The sequence below is a fragment of the Promicromonospora sp. NPDC050262 genome (genome assembly GCF_040655935.1).
GTDB lineage: Bacteria > Actinomycetota > Actinomycetes > Actinomycetales > Cellulomonadaceae > Promicromonospora.
The window spans coordinates 25,585-44,889 of sequence record NZ_JBFAKX010000008.1 but is presented as its reverse complement, the minus strand read 5'-3'; the positions used below and the strand labels follow the sequence as shown (position 1 = coordinate 44,889).

The following is a 19,305-nucleotide window of genomic DNA, read 5'->3' as shown; positions in this document are numbered from 1 at the left end:
CGAGATCACTCGAACGGTGTAGAGGCCGGGTGAAGAACTCCGCTAGGCTCCCGCGAGTGATTTCTGACATCTCGATCGACGTGTCCGTGGCGCCCCTCTCGGCTGCCGCCGCCGCTCCCTCGATCGGCCGGCCCGAGCGGCTCACCGTCTACGGCGCCGAGTGGTGCCGGGACTGCCGGCGCAGCAAGGCCGTGCTCGACGTCCGGCGCGTGGACTACGTCTACGTGGACCTCGCCGCGCACCCCACCCGGGCCGACGAGGCCGAGGCGCTGACCGGGCGAAAGACCATCCCGGTGCTGGTCTTCCCGGACGGCGAGCAGCTCGTGGAGCCCACCAACGCCGAGCTCTGCGCGAAGCTGGACCGCGCGGGCCTCTGACGCCGGCCCAGGACTAAACCTGGGCATGTCGTGCGCTTGGGGCGCACCATAGAAGGATGAGGGCGATCTGGAAGGGTGCCGTGACCTTCGGTCTCGTCAACGTCCCGGTCAAGCTGTACAGCGCGACCGAGGACCACGACGTGCCGTTGCACCAGGTGCATGACGCCGACGGCGGACGCATCAGGTACAAGCGCGTGTGCGAGATCGACGGCGAGGTGGTGCCGTACGAGCACATCGACCGGGCCTACGACGACGGTGAGCGCACCGTGGTGCTCACCAAGCAGGACCTCGCCGACCTGCCCGCCGAGCGGGACCGGGAGATATCGGTGGTCGAGTTCGTGCCCAGCGAGCAGATCGACCCGATCATGTTCGACCGGACCTACTACCTGGAGCCGGACTCCAAGTCCACGAAGGCGTACGTGCTGCTGCGCCGCACGCTGGAGGAGACCGACCGCACGGCGGTCGTGAAGTTCGCGCTCCGGCAGCGCACCCGGCTCGCGGCGCTGCGGGTCCGGGACGAGATCCTGGTGCTGCAGACCCTCCTGTGGGCCGACGAGATCCGCGAGGCCGCGTTCCCGTCCCTCGACGAGCCGGCGAAGGTGAGCGCCAAGGAGCTGACGATGTCGGCCCAGCTCGTCGGCAGCTTCGAGGCGGACTTCACGCCCGAGGACTACGAGGACGACTACCAGGTGCAGCTGCGCAAGCTCGTGGACGCGAAGCTGGAGGCGGGCGAGACCGTCGACACGGCGGCGACGTTCGGCGAGCAGGCCGAGGAGGAGGGCGAGGGCGCCGAGGTCGTGGACCTCATGGAGGCCCTGAAGCGCAGCGTCGCGGACGCCAAGAAGTCCCGCAAGACCGGCTGACCTCTCCCGCACGGCCGGGCTCGGCGCGGGGTCGGGTGGGGCGCGGACGAGTACGCCGTCGGACGGCGGCGTACCCGTCCGCGCGGCGGGTGGGTGCGGCGGACGCATGAAAAGGTAGAGGAGATGAGTCGTCCCAACCCGCCCCGCTGGCTGCGCTGGACCCTTGCGGGAGTGGCAGCCGCCCTGTTCTGCCTGATGTTCGGGATCACGACGGCGAGAGCCGACCTCAGTCTCGGCCCGCACGAGGCCACCTACGCGGTCACCGCGGACGACCAGATCGTCGCCGACCTCGGCCCGCTCGGCACGGTCGTGACCGACTCCCCGCTGCCCCTGACCCTCGGGGTGCGGATCACGGTGCACGAGATCCCCACCGACCTCTCGGCGGTGGACGCGGCCAGCTTCGACGCGCTGGCGGGCGACCTCGACGGGTACCTGCAGTTCTTCGACACCCCGCAGCGCACGGTGCGCACCGTGGCGTGGGCGCTGGCCTGGGACGCGCTGCGCGGGGCGGCCGCCGCGGCGGTGGTGCTGGTCGGGGTCGCGTTCGGTCTGCGGGCCCTGCTCGGCGTCGCCCGACGGCGGGAGCTCGCGCGCACCTTCGCGTCCCGCACCTGGGAGATCACCGCCGCCGGCCTCGTCGTCGTGCTGGTGGCCGCGACCGCCACGGCGAGCGCCGGGCCCGAGGAGCGGGCCGCGCTGCCGGCCTCGCCGGTGTTCGCGGGGACGGCCCTGGAGGGCGCCCGGATCACGGGCCGGCTGGCGGGCGTGATCGACACGTACAGCAGCCAGCTCGTGGAGACCTACCAGGCCAACGAGGTGTTCTACGCGGGTGCCCGGGAGAAGCTGCTGGCGGCGTGGGACGCCCGGATCGCGGAGCAGGAGGCGGCGCAGGGCGAGGAGGGGCCGACGGCGTCGGGCAGCCCGGAGGAACCCGACTACGTGACGTTCCTGCTGGTCTCCGACCTGCACTGCAACACGGGGATGACGCCGCTGATCCGTGACCTCGCGGACCGGCTGGCGCCCGACGTGATGCTCAATGCCGGGGACACCACGATCAACGGGACGAGCGTGGAGTCGGTCTGCGTGGACTCGTTCGCCTCGGCGGTGCCGGACGGCGTCCCGTTCGTCGTGTCGGACGGCAACCACGACTCGCGCCTGACGACGGCCACGGAGCTGGCCAACCGGCAGATCGTGCTCGACGGGGAGATCGTCGAGGTGGAGGGCGTGCGGATCCTGGGGGACCGGGACCCGCTGGAGACGCGGATCGGCGGCGGCACGGTGGTCGCGCGCGAGGAGACGCCCGAGCAGGCCGGCGAGCGTCTGCGGGACGTGGCGTGCGAGGCGGCCGGGGAGGCCGGCCTGGGCGGGTTCACGGAGGAGGACCGGGTGGACCTGCTGATGATCCACCAGCCCGCGGTCGGCGACGCGGCCCTGGAGTCGGGCTGCGTGCCGTTCCAGATCTCGGGGCACATGCACACGCGGATCGGCCCCGACGTGGTGGGTTACGGCGTGCGGTACGTGAACGCGAGCACCGGTGGCGCCACCAAGGGGAACACCTCGGTGGGTCCGCTGCGCGACACCTCCGAGATGACGGTGCTGCGGTTCGACCCGGAGCGGCGGCAGTTCGTGGACTGGCAGCTCGTCGAGGTGACGCCCGAGGGCGAGGCGGCCGTGAGCGAGCGTCAGGCGATCCCGCCGGCCGTCCCGCTGCCGGACGAGGTGCCCGGGGATGTTCCGGGTGACGTACCGGATGCCGGGCCCTCGCCGTCGTCGTCGGCGTCGGGCAACTAGGCTCGGGGCGTGGAGATCACAACCGACCCGGCCGAGCTGACGCCCGTCGCCCAGGACTACCTGAAGGCGGTGTGGTCGGCCCAGGAGTGGTCGGACGAGAAGGTGACCACCAAGCATCTGGCCGACCGGCTGGGCGTGGGCGCCTCCACGGTGTCCGAGACGGTGCGCCGGCTGAGCGGCCAGGGGCTGCTGGAGCACGAGCGGTACGGCGCGATCCGGCTGACGGACGAGGGTCGCAGGCTCGCGCTCGTGATGGTGCGCCGCCACCGGCTCCTGGAGACGTTCCTCGTGGAACAGCTCGGGTACGGGTGGGACGAGGTGCACGACGAGGCCGAGGTGCTGGAGCACGCGGTCTCGGACGTCTTCGTGGAGCGGATGGCGGCGCGGCTGGGCAACCCGTCGCGCGATCCGCACGGCGACCCGATCCCGTCGGCCGACGGCACGGTGGTGCGGCCCGACGCGGTGCCGCTGTCATCGATGCACGCGGGCGACGCGGGCACGGTGGTGCGGATCTCCGACGCCGACCCGGAGGCGCTGCGGTACCTCGCCGAGCTGGGCCTGGACCTGGACATCCGCGTGGAGGTCACCACGCGACGCGAGTTCGCCGGGACGGTCGCCGTGGCCTGGACCTGCACGCCGGCCCCCGGGGCCGACGGCGCGGCGGGTGGTGCTGGTGGGTCCGACGCCGACGAGCGGGTGGCCGATCTCGGCCTGCTGGCGGCCTCCCGCGTCTGGGTGGCGCAGGAGTAGGCTGCTCCCCGTTCTCTCGTGCTCGTCGCCGGTGTCGTCGACGGTTGACCGAATCGATACGACACTTCCGGAGACCTCATGGCGAGCAGTGCACCCCAGAACGCCCCGGACCAGGCTTCGGGCACCGGCTCGATGCGCCGCGCCGCACCCGCGCTCGTCGCGCTGGCGGTGGGCGGGTTCACCATCGGCACCACCGAGTTCGCCGCGATGGGCCTGCTGCCCGACGTCGGCCTCGACCTCGGCGCGACCGACCCGCAGGTGGGGCACACCATCACCGCGTACGCGCTCGGCGTGGTCGTCGGGGCGCCGCTGCTGACCGTGGCCGCGGCGCGGATGTCGCGCAAGCGCCTGCTGCTGGCGCTGATGGGGTTCTACACGGTGGCGAACGTGCTGTCCGCCGCGGCACCCGACATCGGCTGGCTCGTGGTCGGGCGCTTCTTCGCGGGGCTGCCGCACGGCGCGTTCTTCGGCGTCGGCGCCGCGGTCGGTGCCGCCGTGGCCGGCCCCGCCCAGCGCGGGCGGGCCGTCGCGACGATGATGACCGGCCTGACCATCGCGAACGTCGTCGGCGTGCCCCTGTCCACGTGGGTGGGCCAGGCGTTCGGCTGGCGCGTCTCCTACGTGCTGATCGGCGTGCTGGGCATCGCCACGCTCCTGGGGCTCTGGCGGCTGATCCCGGCCGGCGCGGGCGGTGAGGGCCGCTCGGTGCGCACCGAGCTGGCGACCCTGCGCAACGGGCCGCTGTGGTTCGCGTTCGTGGCCGGCGCGATCGGGTTCGGCGGCATGTTCGCCGTCTACACGTACGTGGCCCCCACCATGACGGGCGTGACCGGCCTGCCCGGCGGCGCCGTGCCGTGGGTGCTCGCCCTGTTCGGCGTCGGCATGACGGTCGGCACGCAGATCGGCGGGCGGCTGGCCGACCGGGGCGTGCTGCGCGCGGTCCTGATCGGCTTCGTGGCCACCGCGGCCTCCCTCGTGCTGTTCGCGCTGACAGGCGCCTCGGTGGTGCCAGCGCTCGTCTCCCTGTTCCTGCTGGGCGTCACCTCGCAGATGCTGGGGCTCGCGTTCCAGACCCGGCTCATGGACCTGGCGCCCGGCGCGCCGTCGCTGGGCGCCGCGCTGTGCCACGCCGGGCTCAACGTGGCCAACGGCGCCGGAGCGTTCCTGGGCGGCGTGGTCATCGACGCGGGCTGGGGCTACCTGGCGCCCGCGTGGGCCGGCGCCGTCGTCACCGTCCTGGGCCTCGGCCTGATCGTGGCGTTCGGGCGGCAGCGAGTGGTGCACCAGCCGACGGAGACCGCACTGTGACCCGGGTCTCAGCAATGTCCCAGACTGCGCCGGTAGCGTAGGGCGGGTGACTGAGACCGGGGCGACCACGACGTCGTCGGACAGCTCGATGGACAGCTCGCCGGACGGCGAGAACGAGGTCGCCACGTACGGACCCAAGCCGCTCGGCGGCCGGGCCGTGGCGCTGCTCCTGGTGGTGCTGGGCGCGGTCGGTTTCGCCGCGTCGTTCGCCCTGGCCTGGGAGAAGTACCTCAAGCTCCTCGACCCGGACCGGACGGCGTCCTGCAGCATCAACCTGTTCGTCGACTGCGGCGCAGCGATGTCGTCGTGGCAGGGTGCCCTGCTCGGCTTCCCCAACCCCTACCTGGGTGTCGCGGCGTTCCCCGTGGTGATCACCACGGGTGTGGTGCTGCTGGTCGGCGCCCGCCTGCCGCGCTGGTACTGGATGTCGCTCCTGGCCGGTACCGTGCTGGGCCAGGCGCTCGTGTTCTTCCTGATGTGGACCAGCTTCTACGCGATCGTGGCGCTGTGCCCCTACTGCATGGTCGTGTGGACCATCATGTGGCCGCTGCTCTGGTACCAGCTGGTGCGCGGCGTGCAGTCGGGCGACCTGCCCGCGAGCGCCGGCCTGCGGAACGCCATGGTGGGCAACCGGCACATCATCCTGGTCATCGGCTACGTCGCGGCCGTGGCCTGGCTGATGCTGGCGGTGGGCGGGCCCCTGATCGACTCGTTCTGACCGCTCCGCGTCGCGGGCCGCGGTCGACGCGGCACCTGTGGCCCGCGGGGCACGTCCCTGGAGGTGTGTTGCGCTGCGTGGACAGTGTCTACGCAGCGCAACACACCTCTTTGCCGTCTTCCCGCGCGGCGGGCCCGTGCGGGATCAGCGGCGCGGGTTCAGCGGCGCAGGTTCAGCGGCGCAGCGCCTCGCGCAGCACCCGGCCCTCGCTGGCCGACGGCGGCGCGTAGCCCAGCAGCGCCGAGATCGTCGGCGCGACGTCGACGTGGCGCGGGTCGCGCGGATGCGCCCCCGGGCGGACGCCCGCCCCGGCGAGGACGAGCGGGATGCGCAGCTCGGTGGTCGCGCCGTGGCGGCCGGCCGGGTCCGCGGGCGTGGCCCCGAACGACCAGCCGGGCATCGGCTCCACGAGCAGGTCGCCGTGGTTCGGGCTCATGCGCATCCGGCGCTGGTCGGCCTTGTCGAAGACGTTCCGCACCTGGGGGAGCGCCGTCAGCGCTCGCTCCAGGCGGCGGACGGCGGCGCGGTCGCCGGCCCGCTCGCAGACGAGGCGCACGTCGGCGACCCCGCCCACGACGATCACGACGTCGGTCCCGGGCGCGGGGGACTGTCCGCTGGTCAGGACCTGCGGGGTGAAGCCGGCCGCCTCGATCGCCGCGAGCCCCTCGGTGGCGAACCCCTTGTCGAAGGTGGTCATGCCGTGGTCGCCCGTGATGACGAACGCCGTGCTGTCGTGGACGCCGGCCTCCTTCGTGGCGGCGACGATGCGCCCGATCTGCCGGTCGATGTCCTCCAGGGCACCCGGGATGCGGGGGTCGGCGTCGCCGCCGTCGTGCCCGATCGCGTCGAGGGTGTCGCAGTAGACGGCCATGAGGTCGGGGATGCCGCTGGTCGTGACGAGCTGGCCGTTCGAGCTGACGGGCTCGCCGCGCAGCACGGACACGACGTCGTCGGTGCGGCGCGCGCAGTCGCCGCCGGGCTGCGTGTACAGGGCGTCGGGGTCGCCGAAGGTGACGCCGTGGTTCTGCAGGATGAACCACTGCGACGAGAAGACGGTGCCGCCCTGCTCCCGGATCGACTCCGCGACGGTCGGCACGGCGAGGTCGCGCTGCTGTCCCCGCGCGGTGTCGGTCGCGGGGTCGAACCAGTAGGCGGTGTTGTGGTGGGTCGCGGGCCAGGAACCGGTGGCGACGGACGACCACGACGGGTTGGTGATCGAGGTCATCACGCCGGTGGAGGTGGTCACGCTGCCGCGGCGCAGGAGGGCGCGCAGGTTCGGCATCTCGACGGTGCCGGGGGAGCCGGCGCCGTCGCGCACCAGGTCGAGGTACTCGACGTCGAACCCGTCCAGGGCGAGGAAGATCACGTGGTCGGCGTGGGCGGCGGTGCTGCTCCGGGCGTCGTCGTCGGGCAGCGGCGCGGCGGCGGCGGTCGAGGCCGTCCACAGGGTCGCGGCGGCGATGCTGGCGGCGAGGATCTTTCGCGACGAGGGCATCATGCGGACAATTCGAGCACCCGGGTGGAGAACTTCGGGGGAGGTGCGGGCGAATGTCGGATGAACGCCGGGGCCTGTGGACGAACGAGGGCCGCGCACCCGCACGGTCGGTAGACTCGGGCGGGTGACCATGCCCGACGCACCCGAGCGCACCACGTCTCCCGACGAGCCCCGTTTCCGCTACACCCCGACCCTCGCGCAGCAGATCGAGCTGCGCTGGCAGGACATCTGGGAGGAGCGCGGCACGTTCCACGCGGCGAACCCGCAGGGGCGACTTACGGGGCCGGGCGGGAGCCCGGCGGCGGGCGACCCGTACTTCATCATGGACATGTTCCCGTACCCCTCGGGTGCGGGCCTGCACGTGGGCCACCCGCTGGGCTACATCGCCACGGACGTGACCGGGCGCTTCCGTCGCATGCGCGGCGACAACGTGCTGCACGCGCTGGGCTACGACGCCTTCGGCCTGCCCGCCGAGCAGTACGCCGTCCAGACGGGCCAGCACCCGCGGACCACCACCGAGGCCAACATCGGCAACATGCGCAGGCAGCTGCGCCGCCTCGGCCTGGGCCACGACTCGCGCCGTACGTTCGCGACCATCGACCCCGAGTACGTCCGCTGGACGCAGTGGATCTTCCTGCAGATCTTCGAGTCCTGGTACGACGCCGACGCCGAGCGCCCCGGCCCCGTGACGGGGGCGGGCGACGGCCGCGGCCGGGCGCGCCCCATCGCCGAGCTGCGCGCCGAGCTGGCCGCGGGCACGCGGCCCGTCCCCGGGCACGACGGCGACAACGCCGGCGGCGCCGTCTGGGCTGCGCTGAGCGGGCCGGAGCAGCGCGACGTCATCGACGGGCAGCGGCTCGCCTACGTCGACTCCTCGCCGGTCAACTGGTGCCCGGGCCTGGGCACCGTGCTCGCGAACGAGGAGGTCACGGCGGACGGCCGGTCCGAGCGCGGCAACTTCCCCGTCTTCCAGCGCAACCTGCGCCAGTGGAAGATGCGCATCACCGCCTACGCGGACCGCCTCACGGACGACCTGGAGCTCATCGACTGGCCCGAGAAGGTCAAGTCGATGCAGCGCAACTGGATCGGCCGGTCCACGGGCGCCAACGTGCGGTTCGACGTCGTCGGCACCGCCGAGGGCGACCCGGCCGGCGCGGCGGGTTCGCTGGAGGTCTTCACCACCCGTCCGGACACGCTGTTCGGCGCCACGTTCATGGTGGTCGCCCCGGAGCACCCGCTGCTCGACGAGGTCCCCGCGGCCTGGCCCGACGGCACGCGCTCCGCGTGGACCGGCGGGTACGACACCCCGGTCGAGGCCGTCGCCGCCTACCGGCGCGAGGCGTCCGCGAAGACCGCCGTCGAGCGGCAGGCCGACGCCGGCAAGAAGACCGGCGTGTTCACCGGCCACCTGGCCGTCAACCCCGTCAGCGGCCTCCAGGTCCCGGTCTTCACCGCGGACTACGTGCTCATGGGCTACGGCACCGGCGCCATCATGGCCGTCCCGGGCGGCGATGAGCGCGACTTCGCGTTCGCCGAGGCCTACGACCTGCCGGTGATCTACACGGTCGAGCCGACCGGTGGCCTGCCGGAGGACCACACCGGTGCGTACGCGGGCGACGGCGTCGCCGTGCGGTCCGCGAACGACGAGATCTCGCTCGACGGCCTCGGCGTCGTCGAGGCCAAGGCGAAGATCATCGCCTGGCTGGAGAGCAAGAACATCGGCGAGGGCACCACCACCTACCGCCTCAACGACTGGCTGTTCAGCCGCCAGCGCTACTGGGGCGAGCCGTTCCCGGTGGTGTGGGACGAGGACGACCGCCCGGTGGCGATCCCCGACGCGATGCTGCCGGTGGACCTGCCGGACGTGCCCGACTACGCGCCGCGCACCTTCGACCCGGAGGACGCCAACTCCGAGCCCGAGGCGCCGCTGGGCCGCAACGACGACTGGGTGCACGTCACCCTCGACCTGGGCGACGGGCCCAAGAAGTACCGCCGCGACACCAACACGATGCCCAACTGGGCCGGGTCGTGCTGGTACTACCTGCGCTACCTCGACCCCGCCGAGACCTCGGCGGCGGCGCTGCCCGAGCTCGAGAAGTACTGGCTGGGGCCGCAGCACAACCCGACGTCGGGCCCGGCCGGCGGCGTCGACCTCTACGTGGGCGGCGTGGAGCACGCGGTGCTGCACCTGCTGTACGCGCGGTTCTGGCACAAGGTCCTCTTCGACCTGGGCCACGTCACGGGCGTCGAGCCATTCGGCAAGCTCTTCAACCAGGGCTACATCCAGGCTTACGCCTACACCGACTCGCGCGGCCAGTACGTGCCGGCCGAGGAGGTCGAGGGCGACGAGCAGTCCGGGTTCACCTGGCAGGGCCAGCCCGTCAACCGTGAGTACGGGAAGATGGGCAAGTCGCTCAAGAACGTCGTGACGCCCGACGAGATGTACGAGCAGTACGGCGCCGACACGTTCCGCGTCTACGAGATGTCGATGGGCCCGCTGGACCTGTCGCGCCCGTGGGAGACCCGCGCCGTCGTCGGGTCGCAGCGGTTCCTGCAGCGGCTGTGGCGCAACGTCGTCTCGGAGGAGACGGGCGAGCTCACCGTGACGGACGACGAGCCCGACACCGCGACCCTGCGCGCCGTGCACCGCACCATCGCGGACGTCCGCGTCGAGATGGAGAACATGCGGCCCAACACCGCGATCGCCAAGCTCATCACGCTGAACAACCACCTCACGGGCCTGTCGGCCGTGCCGCGCACGGCCGTGGAGCCGCTCGTCCTGATGACGGCGCCCATCGCGCCGCACATCGCGGAGGAGCTGTGGTCCCGGCTCGGCCACGAGGAGTCCCTGGCCCACGCGCCGTTCCCGGCCGCCGACGACCAGTACCTCGTGCAGGACACCGTGACCTGCGTGGTCCAGGTGCAGGGCAAGGTGCGTGCCCGGTTCGAGGTCGCCCCGGACATCTCCGCGGAGGACCTCGAGGCGACCGCCCTGGCCGAGCCGAACGTGGTCAAGTTCCTCGACGGCCGCGGCGTCCGCAAGGTGATCGTCCGCGCCCCGAAGCTGGTCAACATCGTCCCGGCCTGACCCCCCCCCGGCCCGGCCCGGGCCCGGCCCGTCTGCCGCTGAGTGCTGGATTTTCGCCCTTTTCTGTGTGCCAGAAGGGCGAAAGTCCAGCACTCAACTTTTGCCCCTGTGGATAGGCGGCAGGCGAATGAGACACCCTTCAGCATGAAAAGGTGTCATCCAATATCTTCACGGTCGGCGAGGCGCAAGGCCTCGATCTCACGCCGAAACAGATCCGCGCGGTCCGGTTCTCGACGCCGACCACCGGGGTCCGAGTAGCCGATCCTGATCCGTCCCTCATCGATCGTTGCCGTGCCATCGCGCGCGTCGTCCATCCCAACGCCGCATTCGCCCGGACGACGGCGCTCCAGCTGCTCGGCATCGATGTTCCCTGGCAGCTCGCGGATGATCCGGCGATCCACGTCGTGACGCCACGCAGGGGCGAACGGTCGCAGCGGTACCGGATCGCCGCGCACTTCTGCGGGCAGAAGCAACTCGACACGGTCGACCGGTTCGGCCTGCGGATCACGTCCGCGCCGCAGACCTGGCTTCAGGTGTCGCACCGCCTGGACCGGGACAGCCTGGTGGTGCTGGGGGACGCCATGACCCGCCGCAAGAACCCGGCCACGACGGTGGACGCCATGAGTGTGCTTCTGCGCGGGACCTTCAAGATGAGAGGTCTCACCCTTTGCCGGGAGACGATCGAGCTGATCCGGCCGGGCACCGACTCGTCGATGGAGACCCGGCTGCGGCTGATCATCCTGGACGCCGGTCTTGCGGCGCCGGTGGTGAACCTCCCGGTGAGGGACGACGACGGTCTGTTCCTCGCGCTGCCCGACCTGTCCTACCCGAGGCTCAAGATCGCCATCGAGTACGACGGCGACCACCACCGAACCGATCCCGCGACGTGGCGCCGCGACGTGGAGCGACGGCAGCTTCTCGAAGGCGCCGGCTGGCTGATCATCACGGCGACTGCGGACGACGTCATCCGCCACCCCGACAGGCTGCTCCGCCGTATCCGCGCCGCCCTGGAACGCCGTCGACTTCGTTGAGTGCGGGCTTTTCGCCCTTCTGGCACACAGAAAAGGGCGAGAATCCCGCACTCAACGAAGGGGTTAGCGCTTGCGCGTGCCGAAGAGGGAGCGGGTCAGCTCGCGGACCAGGACCGTCCCTGCCGTCTTGGCCAGCGACGTGACCACCCGGTTGCGGTCGCGGGCGGCCTGCTCCTTGTGCCGGGCCTCCGTCCGCTCCCGGGTCGCCGCCTCCTTCTCGAGCCGGGCGCGCTCCTTGGCGAGCTCCCGCTCGTCCTCGGCCGCGGTGGCCGAACCCTCGGCGGCTGCCTGCCCCGCGGCCTGCTCCTGCGCCTTCGCCTGGAGCAGCTCGAACGCGGACTCCGCGTCGACCGGCGTGCCGTACCTCGCCTGACCGGGAGAGGCGGCGACGACCTGGTCGATCGCGGCGTCCCCGGCCGGGTCCATCGAGGCCTGCGGCGCCCGCACCCGGGTCCACGCGACGGGCGAGGGCGCACCCTTCTCGGTCAGCACGGTGACCACCGCCTCGCCGGTGCCCAGCTCCTGCAGCAGGCGCTCCAGGTCGTACGGCGACGTCGGGAAGGTACGGGCGGCGGCACGCAGCGCCGTGGCGTCGTCGGGCGTGAAGGCGCGCAGCGCGTGCTGCACCCGGTTGCCGAGCTGGGCCAGGACGTCGGACGGCACGTCCTTGGGCGACTGCGTCACGAAGAAGACGCCCACGCCCTTGGACCGGATCAGCCGCACCGTCTGGACCACCTGCTGGAGGAAGTCCTTCGAGGCACCGGTGAACAGCAGGTGCGCCTCGTCGAAGAAGAACACCAACTTCGGCTTGTCGGCGTCGCCCACCTCGGGCAGGTCCTGGAAGAGGTCCGCGAGCAGCCACATGAGGAACGTCGAGAAGAGCTGCGGACGGTCCTGCACCGCGGGCAGCTCCAGCACGCTCAGCACGCCGAGGTCGCCCTTGGTCGTGATCAGGTCCGACGTCGCGAACGCGGGCTCGCCGAAGAACGCGTCGGCGCCCTGCCCCTCCAGCCCCACGATCTCGCGCAGGATGACGCCCGCCGTCGCCGCCGAGACACCGCCGATGCCCTTGAGCTCTCCCTTGCCCTCGTCCGAGGTCAGGTAGGCGATCACCGACTGCAGGTCCTTGAGGTCCAGCAGGGCCAGGCCCTTCTTGTCGGCCCAGTGGAAGATCAGCGTGAGGCTCGATTCCTGTGTCTCGTTCAGGCCCAGCACCTTGGACATCAGGAGCGGCCCGAAGTCGGTGACCGTCGTGCGGATCGGCACGCCCTTGCCGATCCCGCCGAGCGAGTAGAACTCGACCGGGTACTGGGTCGGCCTCCAGTCCTGCCCGATGCTGGCCGCGCGCTCCGCGACCTTCGGGTTGTCCGGACCGGGCAGGGCCAGACCGGACAGGTCGCCCTTGACGTCCGCCAGGAAGACGGGCACGCCGGCCAGCGACAGCCCCTCGGCCATGCCCTGCAGCGTCTTGGTCTTGCCGGTTCCCGTGGCGCCCGCCACGAGGCCGTGCCGGTTCAGCATCGAGAGCGCGAAACCGACCTGGACCTGCGGGTTCGGCGTGGCCTCACCGCCGGGCTCGCCCTCCAGGAGGGCGCCCAGCGGGAGCGTGGCCCCGGACGCGTAGCCCGCGGCGACCTCGGCCGCGTAGCCGTCGAGCGGGGAGTCGGGCGTTGCGGGTGCGGGTGCCGACGGCGGAGCCGCACCCTCGGGCCTGCCCGTCTCCGGGGCTGCGGGCGCGGCTGACCGTTCCGCCTCCTCGAGGGCCTTCTGGGCCGCCGCGGCGGCCTCGCGCAGAGCGGCGAGATCTGGCGTCGATGCATCGGGCATGTCTCGGATGCTAGGTCGGGCCCTGGTGCCGCGCGCGGGGAGGCTCCGGGCGTTTCGCCGTCGGGTTCCCCGCGCGGATAGAGTGTCGCGGTCATGCGCAACCGTCGTCGTCCTTCCCGCCCGGCACCCCAGGAGGTGCGGGTCGTCACCGACTCCACCGCCTGCCTGCCCGCCGGACTGCAGGGCGGCCCGGTCGTGGTGCCGCTGCGCGTCCTGGTGGGCGACGAGGCCTATGCGGAGGGCGAGGACATCACGCCCGACCGCCTGGCCCAGCTCGTCTCCGAGGGCGAGCAGGTGACCACGTCGCAGCCGTCGCCCGAGGCGTTCGCGGCCGTCTATCGCAACCTCGGTGAGCAGGGCGTCCGATCGGTCGTCTCGGTGCACCTCTCCGGTGCGCTGTCGGGCACCGTCGGCTCGGCGGGTACCGCCGCGGCACGGTCACCCCTGCAGGTGCGCGCGGTGGACTCGCGGACGGCGGCCGCGGGCCTCGGCTTCGCGGCCCGCGCCGCGGCCGAGTGCGCCGCCGCCGGGGCCGACGCCGCCCATGTCGCCGCGCGGGCCATCGAGGTCGCGGGGACGGCCCATGCCGTGTTCGTGGTCGACACGCTGGAGCACCTGCGGCGCGGCGGGCGGCTGTCCGGCCCGGCGGCCGCGCTCGGCACCGTCCTGGGCGTCAAGCCGATCCTGCGGCTGTCCGACGGCGCGATCGAGCTGGCCCAGCGGGTGCGCACCCGCGCGGCCGGCGCCGAACGGCTGCTGGAGCAGGCCGCCGCGTTCGTCGCCGAGGCGGAGCGGCCCGTCGTCGCCGTCCACCACTTCGGCGCGCACGACCGGGCGCTCGCCCTGGCGGGCCGCCTCCACACCCGTACGCGCGCGGACGTCGAGGTCACGCCGCTGAGCGCGGTGCTCGGCGTGCACGTCGGCCCGGGCACGCTCGCCGTCGTCGTCGCGGACCTGGGCGACCACCCGCACTGACGCGCCCGGCGCCTGCCCGGCGCCTGCCCGGCGCCCAGCTGCGGTCGGAAGAACGTCAGGTGGTCGGCAGCTCGGGCTGTCGATCACCTGACGCTGAACCGATCACGACGTCGCTCAGCGCGCCAGGACCTCGCGCAGCTTCGCCGCGAACTCGACCGGCTTGTCGGCGGGCTGGCCGTACTCCCCGCCGCTGAATCCGCCGTGGCCCCCGGGGAAGACGATCGGTGCGGCGTCGAGCAGCGCCTCGGTCGCACGGGCGGAGCGGCCCGTCAGCTCGTCGCCCGTGTCCTCTCCGACGGCGACCATGACCTCGGGCGTGCCGGCCCGGAGGGTCGCCCAGTCCGGCTCGTACTGCGTCAGGAGACGCATGTTGACGCCCAGCAGCAGGTCGTCACGTGTGCCGTCGTCCTCGGTCGGTAGGCCGAACACGGCCGGGTCCGGGTCGGGCTGGGCGACGTAGTCCGCGGTGAGCTCGCCCGTGGCCATGACCAGGGCGATGAACTTCGCCATCCCCGCCCCGAACCCCTTCGCCTGGTAGGTGTCGTGGATGTCGGTCAGGGCCGCGTCCACGGCCTCCCGGTCCGGGAGCACGCTGGGTAGCGGCGGTTCGTGCGCGACGACGGTCCGCACGTCTCCCGGGTGCGTCGCCGCGAGCTCGAACGCCACCAGGGCGCCGCCGCTGGAGGCGAAGAGGTCCACCGGGCCGCCGCCGACGGCCTCGACGACGCGGTGCACGTCGTCGGCGTGGTCCGCGATCCCAGGCGCCCCGGTGCGCGTGCTGCGCTCGACGCCGCGCGGGTCGTAGGTCACCACGGTGCGGTCGGTGAAGTGGCCGGCCAGCGTGGTGAAGCCCTCGGCGCCCATCGGCAGGCCGATCAGCAGCAGCGGCGGCTCGTCGGTGGGGGTCGTGGCCTCGCGCACGTCGTAGGTCAGGACGGCGCCCGGCACGTCGAGGGTGTGGGTCTTCTTGTCGGTCATGGTGCTCGCTCCTGGTCTGTTCCGTGCTGCCCGGGTCTGCGGGTGCCGTCCGGGTCCGCATGCGGTCGTCAGGTCCGACGACGGCGCCGGGGCGAACTCATCGGTGCGCCCGGACGAAACTCGTCGGCCGGGCACACAGACCCTCGGGACGGCGTCGTGCGGGTACGAGCCCGACCACAGAGGGCTCTTCTTGCTGTCTGTGCACAGGCAGGCGCCGGTGCCCGTCCGAGGGGTGCGCCGCGCGTCTAGCGTCCGGGACATGCAGCCAGAGACCGCGCAGCAGCGCCGCCCAGAACCCTGGCCGTTCGGCCCGGTGCGCGGGTCCGACGGTCCCGGACCCTTGCCCGTCGTGGAGTCGGCCGTGCCTGTCGTGGAGCTGGCCGTGCCGGCCATGACGTCGCCCGCGCCGCACCCGGACACCCCGTGGGCTACATCCCCGGCAGCCCCGAAGGCCGGTGGGGACGATGCCCGTACCGAGACCGACGACCTGGTGGCCCGTCTGCGTGCCCGTCGGTCCACCTCGGGCGTGGCCGCCGCCTACGCGGCGGCGCACGGCCATCCCGCCGACCCACGGGCCGAGCAGGGCGCCCGCCGGTGGGCTCTGACCGGCACGACGGCGGTCGTGGCGGTCGTGACCGTGCTGCTGCTGGGGCTCGGCGTGGCCGCACTCTCGCTGCGGGGCGGCGACGTCGTGGCCCTGGCCCCGGTCGCCGCCGACGGGGGTCCGGACGGCGGGTCGGCGCGCCCCGGGGCGGGCGGGGACGAGGTCGTGAGCGGGCCCGACCCGTCGTCGGAACCGGTCGGCTCGGGTGGCCCGGGTGGGTCGGGTGGCTCGGGCGAGCCAGGTGGGTCCGGCGCCGCGACCGGTACCCCGGGAGCGGCGGGCGGCGGCCTGCTCGTGCACGTGGTCGGCGAGGTGGCCCGGCCGGGCCTGGTCACCCTGCCCGACGGCGCCCGGGTGGCTGACGCCGTCGAGGCCGCCGGCGGCGTGACCCGCAAGGCCGACCTGGCCGCCGTGAACCTGGCCCGGGCGGTGGTCGACGGCGAGCAGCTGTACGTGCCGAGGCCGGGGGAGCCGGTGCCGGGAACGGCGGCAGCGGGAGCGGACGGGCCGGCCGCCCCGGGCGGTGGTGGCGGTGCCGGGAGCGCAGGCGGCGCCGTCGACATCAACACGGCGGACGCCGCCGGGCTGGAGGCGCTCCCCGGTGTGGGACCGTCGATCGCGCAAGCGATCGTCGAGTGGCGCGAGACGAACGGCGCGTTCGCGAGCGTGGACGAGCTGGACGACGTGCCGGGCATCGGCCCGGCCACCCTGGACGAGCTCCGCGACAGCGCGCGGGTGGGGCCATGACCGACCTGCGGATGCTGCCCGCCGCCCTCGCGGTCTGGGTCGCGGCCTGGGCGCTGACGGGCCCCGGGGAGCGCTGGAGCGGCCCGGCGGCGGGGCTGGTCGCGGTCGTGCTCGTCGCCGCGGGCCTCGGGATCGTGTTCGTGGGCGGTCCGGGTCGTGATGGCCTCCCGGTATCCCGCTCCCGACGGGCGATGACCGCCTGGCCGGCGGGGCACGGTCGGCGAACCTGGCTCGTCCTGCCGGACGGGCATCCGCAGCCGGGCCGAGACGCGCGGACAGCCCGGCCCACCCGGACAGCCCGGCCCGCTGCAGCGACCGTCCTGGTCGCGCACATCGCCCTCGCCGCGGCCTGCGTCCTCGGGGTCACGGCCTCCGCGCACGTCCAGCTCACGGGCCGCGCGCCGCTCGCAGGGCTGGCCGAGCAGCGCGTGACGGCGACCCTCGTCGGCGCCGTGGTCTCCCAGCCCGAGCCGTTCGCCTTCGCTCCCGGTGCCGGGCAGCACCGCTGGGTGCTGGCCGCGCGCACGGTGGACGCCCGCGGCGTCGAGTCGGCGGTGCGGGCCCACGTCCAGGTGCTGTCCGACGCCGTGCCCCGGTACGGGGCGACCGTGACCGTCTCGGGCGGGCTGCGCCCCGCCGACCCCGGCGCTGCGGAGACCGCCCGGCTGAACGCCGACAGCACCGCCGAGATCCGGGCCCCGCCGTCCGTGCTCCGCGTGCTCGACACCCACCGCACGGCGCTCCTCGACGTGACCGACCCGCTGTCCCCGCAGGCCCGAGGGCTGGTGCCCGGTGCCGCGATCGGCGACACCACGCGACTCCCGGACGACCTGTCCGAGGAGCTGCGCAGAACCGGGTTGTCCCACATCACGGCGGTGTCCGGGGGTCACTTCGCGGTGGTCGTCGCCGTCCTGACCCTGCTCTGCTCGGTGGCCCGGCTGCCGAGGCCGGTCCGGGTGCTCGTCATCGCGCTCGCGTCCTTTGCCTTCGTGCTGCTGGTCCGGCCCGAACCCGCCGTGCTGCGGGCCGCGGTCATGGCTGCGTTCGCCCTGACCGGAGTGGCGCTCGGCCGGCCTTCCCAGGCCGTCCCGGCGCTCGCGGCGTCGGTCGTCGGGCTGCTCGTGATCGACCCGTGGCTGGCGCGCTCCTTCGGGTTCGCGCTGTCGGCCGCGGCCACGGCGGGGCTCGTGCTGCTCGCGGCGCCGCTGGCCGCGCGGTTGGCGCCGTGGACAGGGGAGGCCCTGGCGTTCGCCCTGGCCGTGCCGCTGGCCGCGCAGGCCGCGTGCGGGCCGGTGCTGGTGCTGCTCGACCCGTCGGTGTCCACGGTCTCGGTGCTCGCGAACCTGTTGGCGGGGCCGGCCCTGGTCCCGGCCACCGTGCTCGGGCTGGTCGCCACGGTGCTCGCGCCCTGGCTCCCGGCCGTCGCCGGGCTCGTGGCCTGGGCGGCGAGCGGTGCCACCTGGTGGATCGCCGCGGTCGCGCACCGGTGCGCCGCACTTCCCGGCGCGACCGTTCCCTGGCTCGGTGGCCCGGCGGGTGCGCTGCTGCTGGCCGCACTCACCGGACTGGCGTTGTGGGCCGTGCTGCGGCGTGGCCCGCGCCGCGGTTGGCCCGAGTCGTGGCGCGCGACGGCTCGCTCCGGCCTGCACAAGGTCGTGCGTGAGACGCTGCGTGGGACCCCGCCTGACGTTCTGCGCGAGCCCCGGTCCGGCGGCTCGCGCTCGGCCCGTGCGCCACGACCGCTCACCCGGGCGCGCTTCCTCCTGCTCCTCGCGGCGGCCTCCGCGGCGGCGCTGGTCGTCGCCCTCGCGGTACCTCGGCTCGCGGCTCGCTCGGGCATGCCCGAGGACTGGCAGGTGGCGGCCTGCGACGTCGGGCAGGGGGACGCGCTCGCCCTGCGGACGGGTCCGGCGTCGGCCGTGGTCGTGGACGTCGGACCGGACGGTCCTGCCGCCGACCGCTGCCTCGACCAGCTCGGGATCACGCGGGTGGACCTGCTCGTGCTCAGCCACTTCCACGCCGACCACGTGGGCGGTCTTCGTCCGGTGCTCGTGGGGCGCGAGGTGGTCGCGGCGCTCGTGTCCCCGGTACCGGAGCCGGCCGCGAACGCTGCGGCCACCGAGACGGCGCTGACCGCTGCCGGCGTGCCGGTCCGGATCGCGGGGACCGGCGACCGAGGGGCCGTGGGGAGCCTCACCTGGCGGGTGGTGCAGGCGGGCGCCGGCACGGGTGCGAACGACTCGAGCGTGGTGCTCGCCGCCCGCGTAGGCGGCCTGGACGTGCTGCTGCTCGGAGACCTGGAGGACGCGGGCCAGGCGGCATTGGTCCCGCTGACAGGACGCTTCGACGTCGTGAAGGTCGCGCACCACGGGTCGGCGGTCCAGTCCCGGGCGCTCGCGGAGCGGGTGCGTCCGGCGGTCGCCCTGGTCTCGTCCGGCCGGGACAACGAGTACGGGCACCCGACCGACGAGGCGCTCGACCTGTACGCGGGCGTCGGCGCGGCGGTGGTGCGCACCGACGAGTGCGGAACCGTCGCGCTGGTCGTGCGCGGAGAGGAGGTGTCGCTGGCCGGTTGCTGAGCGGTCGGGGCACGGGGCGTTCGCCGAGCGTGCCGCACCACGACCGCGCGGCGGCACGAGGCCCGCGGGCGAACGGACGGCGACCCAGGGCGCGCCAGGTCCCGCCGCAGGCCACACGGGCACTGGTACACCACGGCGCGACACTTCGCGAAACGTTGCGGATCCTGACCACGG

At 73.5% G+C, this 19,305-nt stretch carries 14 protein-coding genes; 11 read left to right on the top strand and 3 right to left on the bottom strand.

Features of this window, described 5'->3' with window-relative positions:
- Positions 1 to 56: 56 nt before the first annotated feature.
- The 6 genes from AB0I29_RS13920 (at position 57) to AB0I29_RS13895 (ending at position 5,807) form a co-directional block, all read left to right on the top strand.
- Positions 57 to 377 (top strand): glutaredoxin family protein, encoded by a 321-nt coding sequence (locus AB0I29_RS13920; protein WP_350224617.1) that lies wholly within the window; start codon positions 57 to 59, stop codon positions 375 to 377.
- 56 nt (positions 378 to 433) lie between these two features.
- Positions 434 to 1,240, top strand: a complete 807-nt coding sequence (locus tag AB0I29_RS13915) for a Ku protein (RefSeq protein ID WP_357482235.1) — start codon at positions 434 to 436, stop codon at positions 1,238 to 1,240.
- A gap of 123 nt (positions 1,241 to 1,363) precedes the next feature.
- Complete coding sequence (locus tag AB0I29_RS13910) at positions 1,364 to 3,031, top strand: metallophosphoesterase (protein ID WP_357482233.1); 1,668 nt, start codon at positions 1,364 to 1,366, stop codon at positions 3,029 to 3,031.
- A 9-nt stretch (positions 3,032 to 3,040) separates the two neighbouring features.
- A complete protein-coding gene (locus tag AB0I29_RS13905) occupies positions 3,041 to 3,781 on the top strand; it encodes a metal-dependent transcriptional regulator (protein WP_285108492.1) in 741 nt (246 codons plus the stop codon).
- Positions 3,782 to 3,859: 78 nt separating this feature from the next.
- Positions 3,860 to 5,089: an MFS transporter gene (locus AB0I29_RS13900; RefSeq protein WP_357482231.1), complete on the top strand. Its 1,230-nt coding sequence runs from the start codon at positions 3,860 to 3,862 to the stop codon at positions 5,087 to 5,089.
- 46 nt (positions 5,090 to 5,135) lie between these two features.
- Entirely contained in the window at positions 5,136 to 5,807 is a 672-nt protein-coding gene (locus tag AB0I29_RS13895; RefSeq protein WP_285108495.1) for a vitamin K epoxide reductase family protein, read from the top strand.
- 172 nt (positions 5,808 to 5,979) lie between these two features.
- Here AB0I29_RS13895 and AB0I29_RS13890 read toward each other — a convergent pair whose 3' ends face one another.
- Positions 5,980 to 7,302 (bottom strand): alkaline phosphatase family protein, encoded by a 1,323-nt coding sequence (locus AB0I29_RS13890; RefSeq protein WP_357482228.1) that lies wholly within the window; start codon positions 7,300 to 7,302, stop codon positions 5,980 to 5,982.
- Between the two features lie 130 nt (positions 7,303 to 7,432).
- Between AB0I29_RS13890 and leuS the strand changes: the two genes are divergently transcribed.
- Both leuS and AB0I29_RS13880 read left to right on the top strand, forming a co-directional pair.
- Positions 7,433 to 10,390 carry a leucine--tRNA ligase gene (gene leuS, locus AB0I29_RS13885; RefSeq protein ID WP_357482581.1) on the top strand — a complete coding sequence of 986 codons (2,958 nt, stop codon included), beginning with the start codon at positions 7,433 to 7,435 and terminating at the stop codon, positions 10,388 to 10,390.
- Positions 10,391 to 10,542: 152 nt separating this feature from the next.
- A complete protein-coding gene (locus AB0I29_RS13880) occupies positions 10,543 to 11,421 on the top strand; it encodes a DUF559 domain-containing protein (protein ID WP_357482226.1) in 879 nt (292 codons plus the stop codon).
- A 63-nt stretch (positions 11,422 to 11,484) separates the two neighbouring features.
- Here AB0I29_RS13880 and AB0I29_RS13875 read toward each other — a convergent pair whose 3' ends face one another.
- A complete protein-coding gene (locus AB0I29_RS13875) occupies positions 11,485 to 13,248 on the bottom strand; it encodes a helicase HerA-like domain-containing protein (protein WP_357482224.1) in 1,764 nt (587 codons plus the stop codon).
- A gap of 93 nt (positions 13,249 to 13,341) precedes the next feature.
- Between AB0I29_RS13875 and AB0I29_RS13870 the strand changes: the two genes are divergently transcribed.
- Complete coding sequence (locus AB0I29_RS13870) at positions 13,342 to 14,223, top strand: DegV family protein (protein ID WP_357482222.1); 882 nt, start codon at positions 13,342 to 13,344, stop codon at positions 14,221 to 14,223.
- Between the two features lie 114 nt (positions 14,224 to 14,337).
- Here AB0I29_RS13870 and AB0I29_RS13865 read toward each other — a convergent pair whose 3' ends face one another.
- On the bottom strand, positions 14,338 to 15,201 hold the full coding sequence (locus AB0I29_RS13865; RefSeq protein WP_357482220.1) for an alpha/beta fold hydrolase: 864 nt from the start codon (positions 15,199 to 15,201) through the stop codon (positions 14,338 to 14,340).
- Between the two features lie 259 nt (positions 15,202 to 15,460).
- Here AB0I29_RS13865 and AB0I29_RS13860 point away from each other — a divergent pair, with 259 nt between their 5' ends.
- Both AB0I29_RS13860 and AB0I29_RS13855 read left to right on the top strand, forming a co-directional pair.
- On the top strand, positions 15,461 to 16,552 hold the full coding sequence (locus AB0I29_RS13860; protein WP_357482218.1) for a helix-hairpin-helix domain-containing protein: 1,092 nt from the start codon (positions 15,461 to 15,463) through the stop codon (positions 16,550 to 16,552).
- Positions 16,549 to 19,131, top strand: a complete 2,583-nt coding sequence (locus AB0I29_RS13855) for a ComEC/Rec2 family competence protein (protein WP_357482216.1) — start codon at positions 16,549 to 16,551, stop codon at positions 19,129 to 19,131. Before AB0I29_RS13860 ends, AB0I29_RS13855 begins: the two co-directional genes overlap by 4 nt.
- The last annotated feature ends 174 nt before the right edge of the window (positions 19,132 to 19,305 follow it).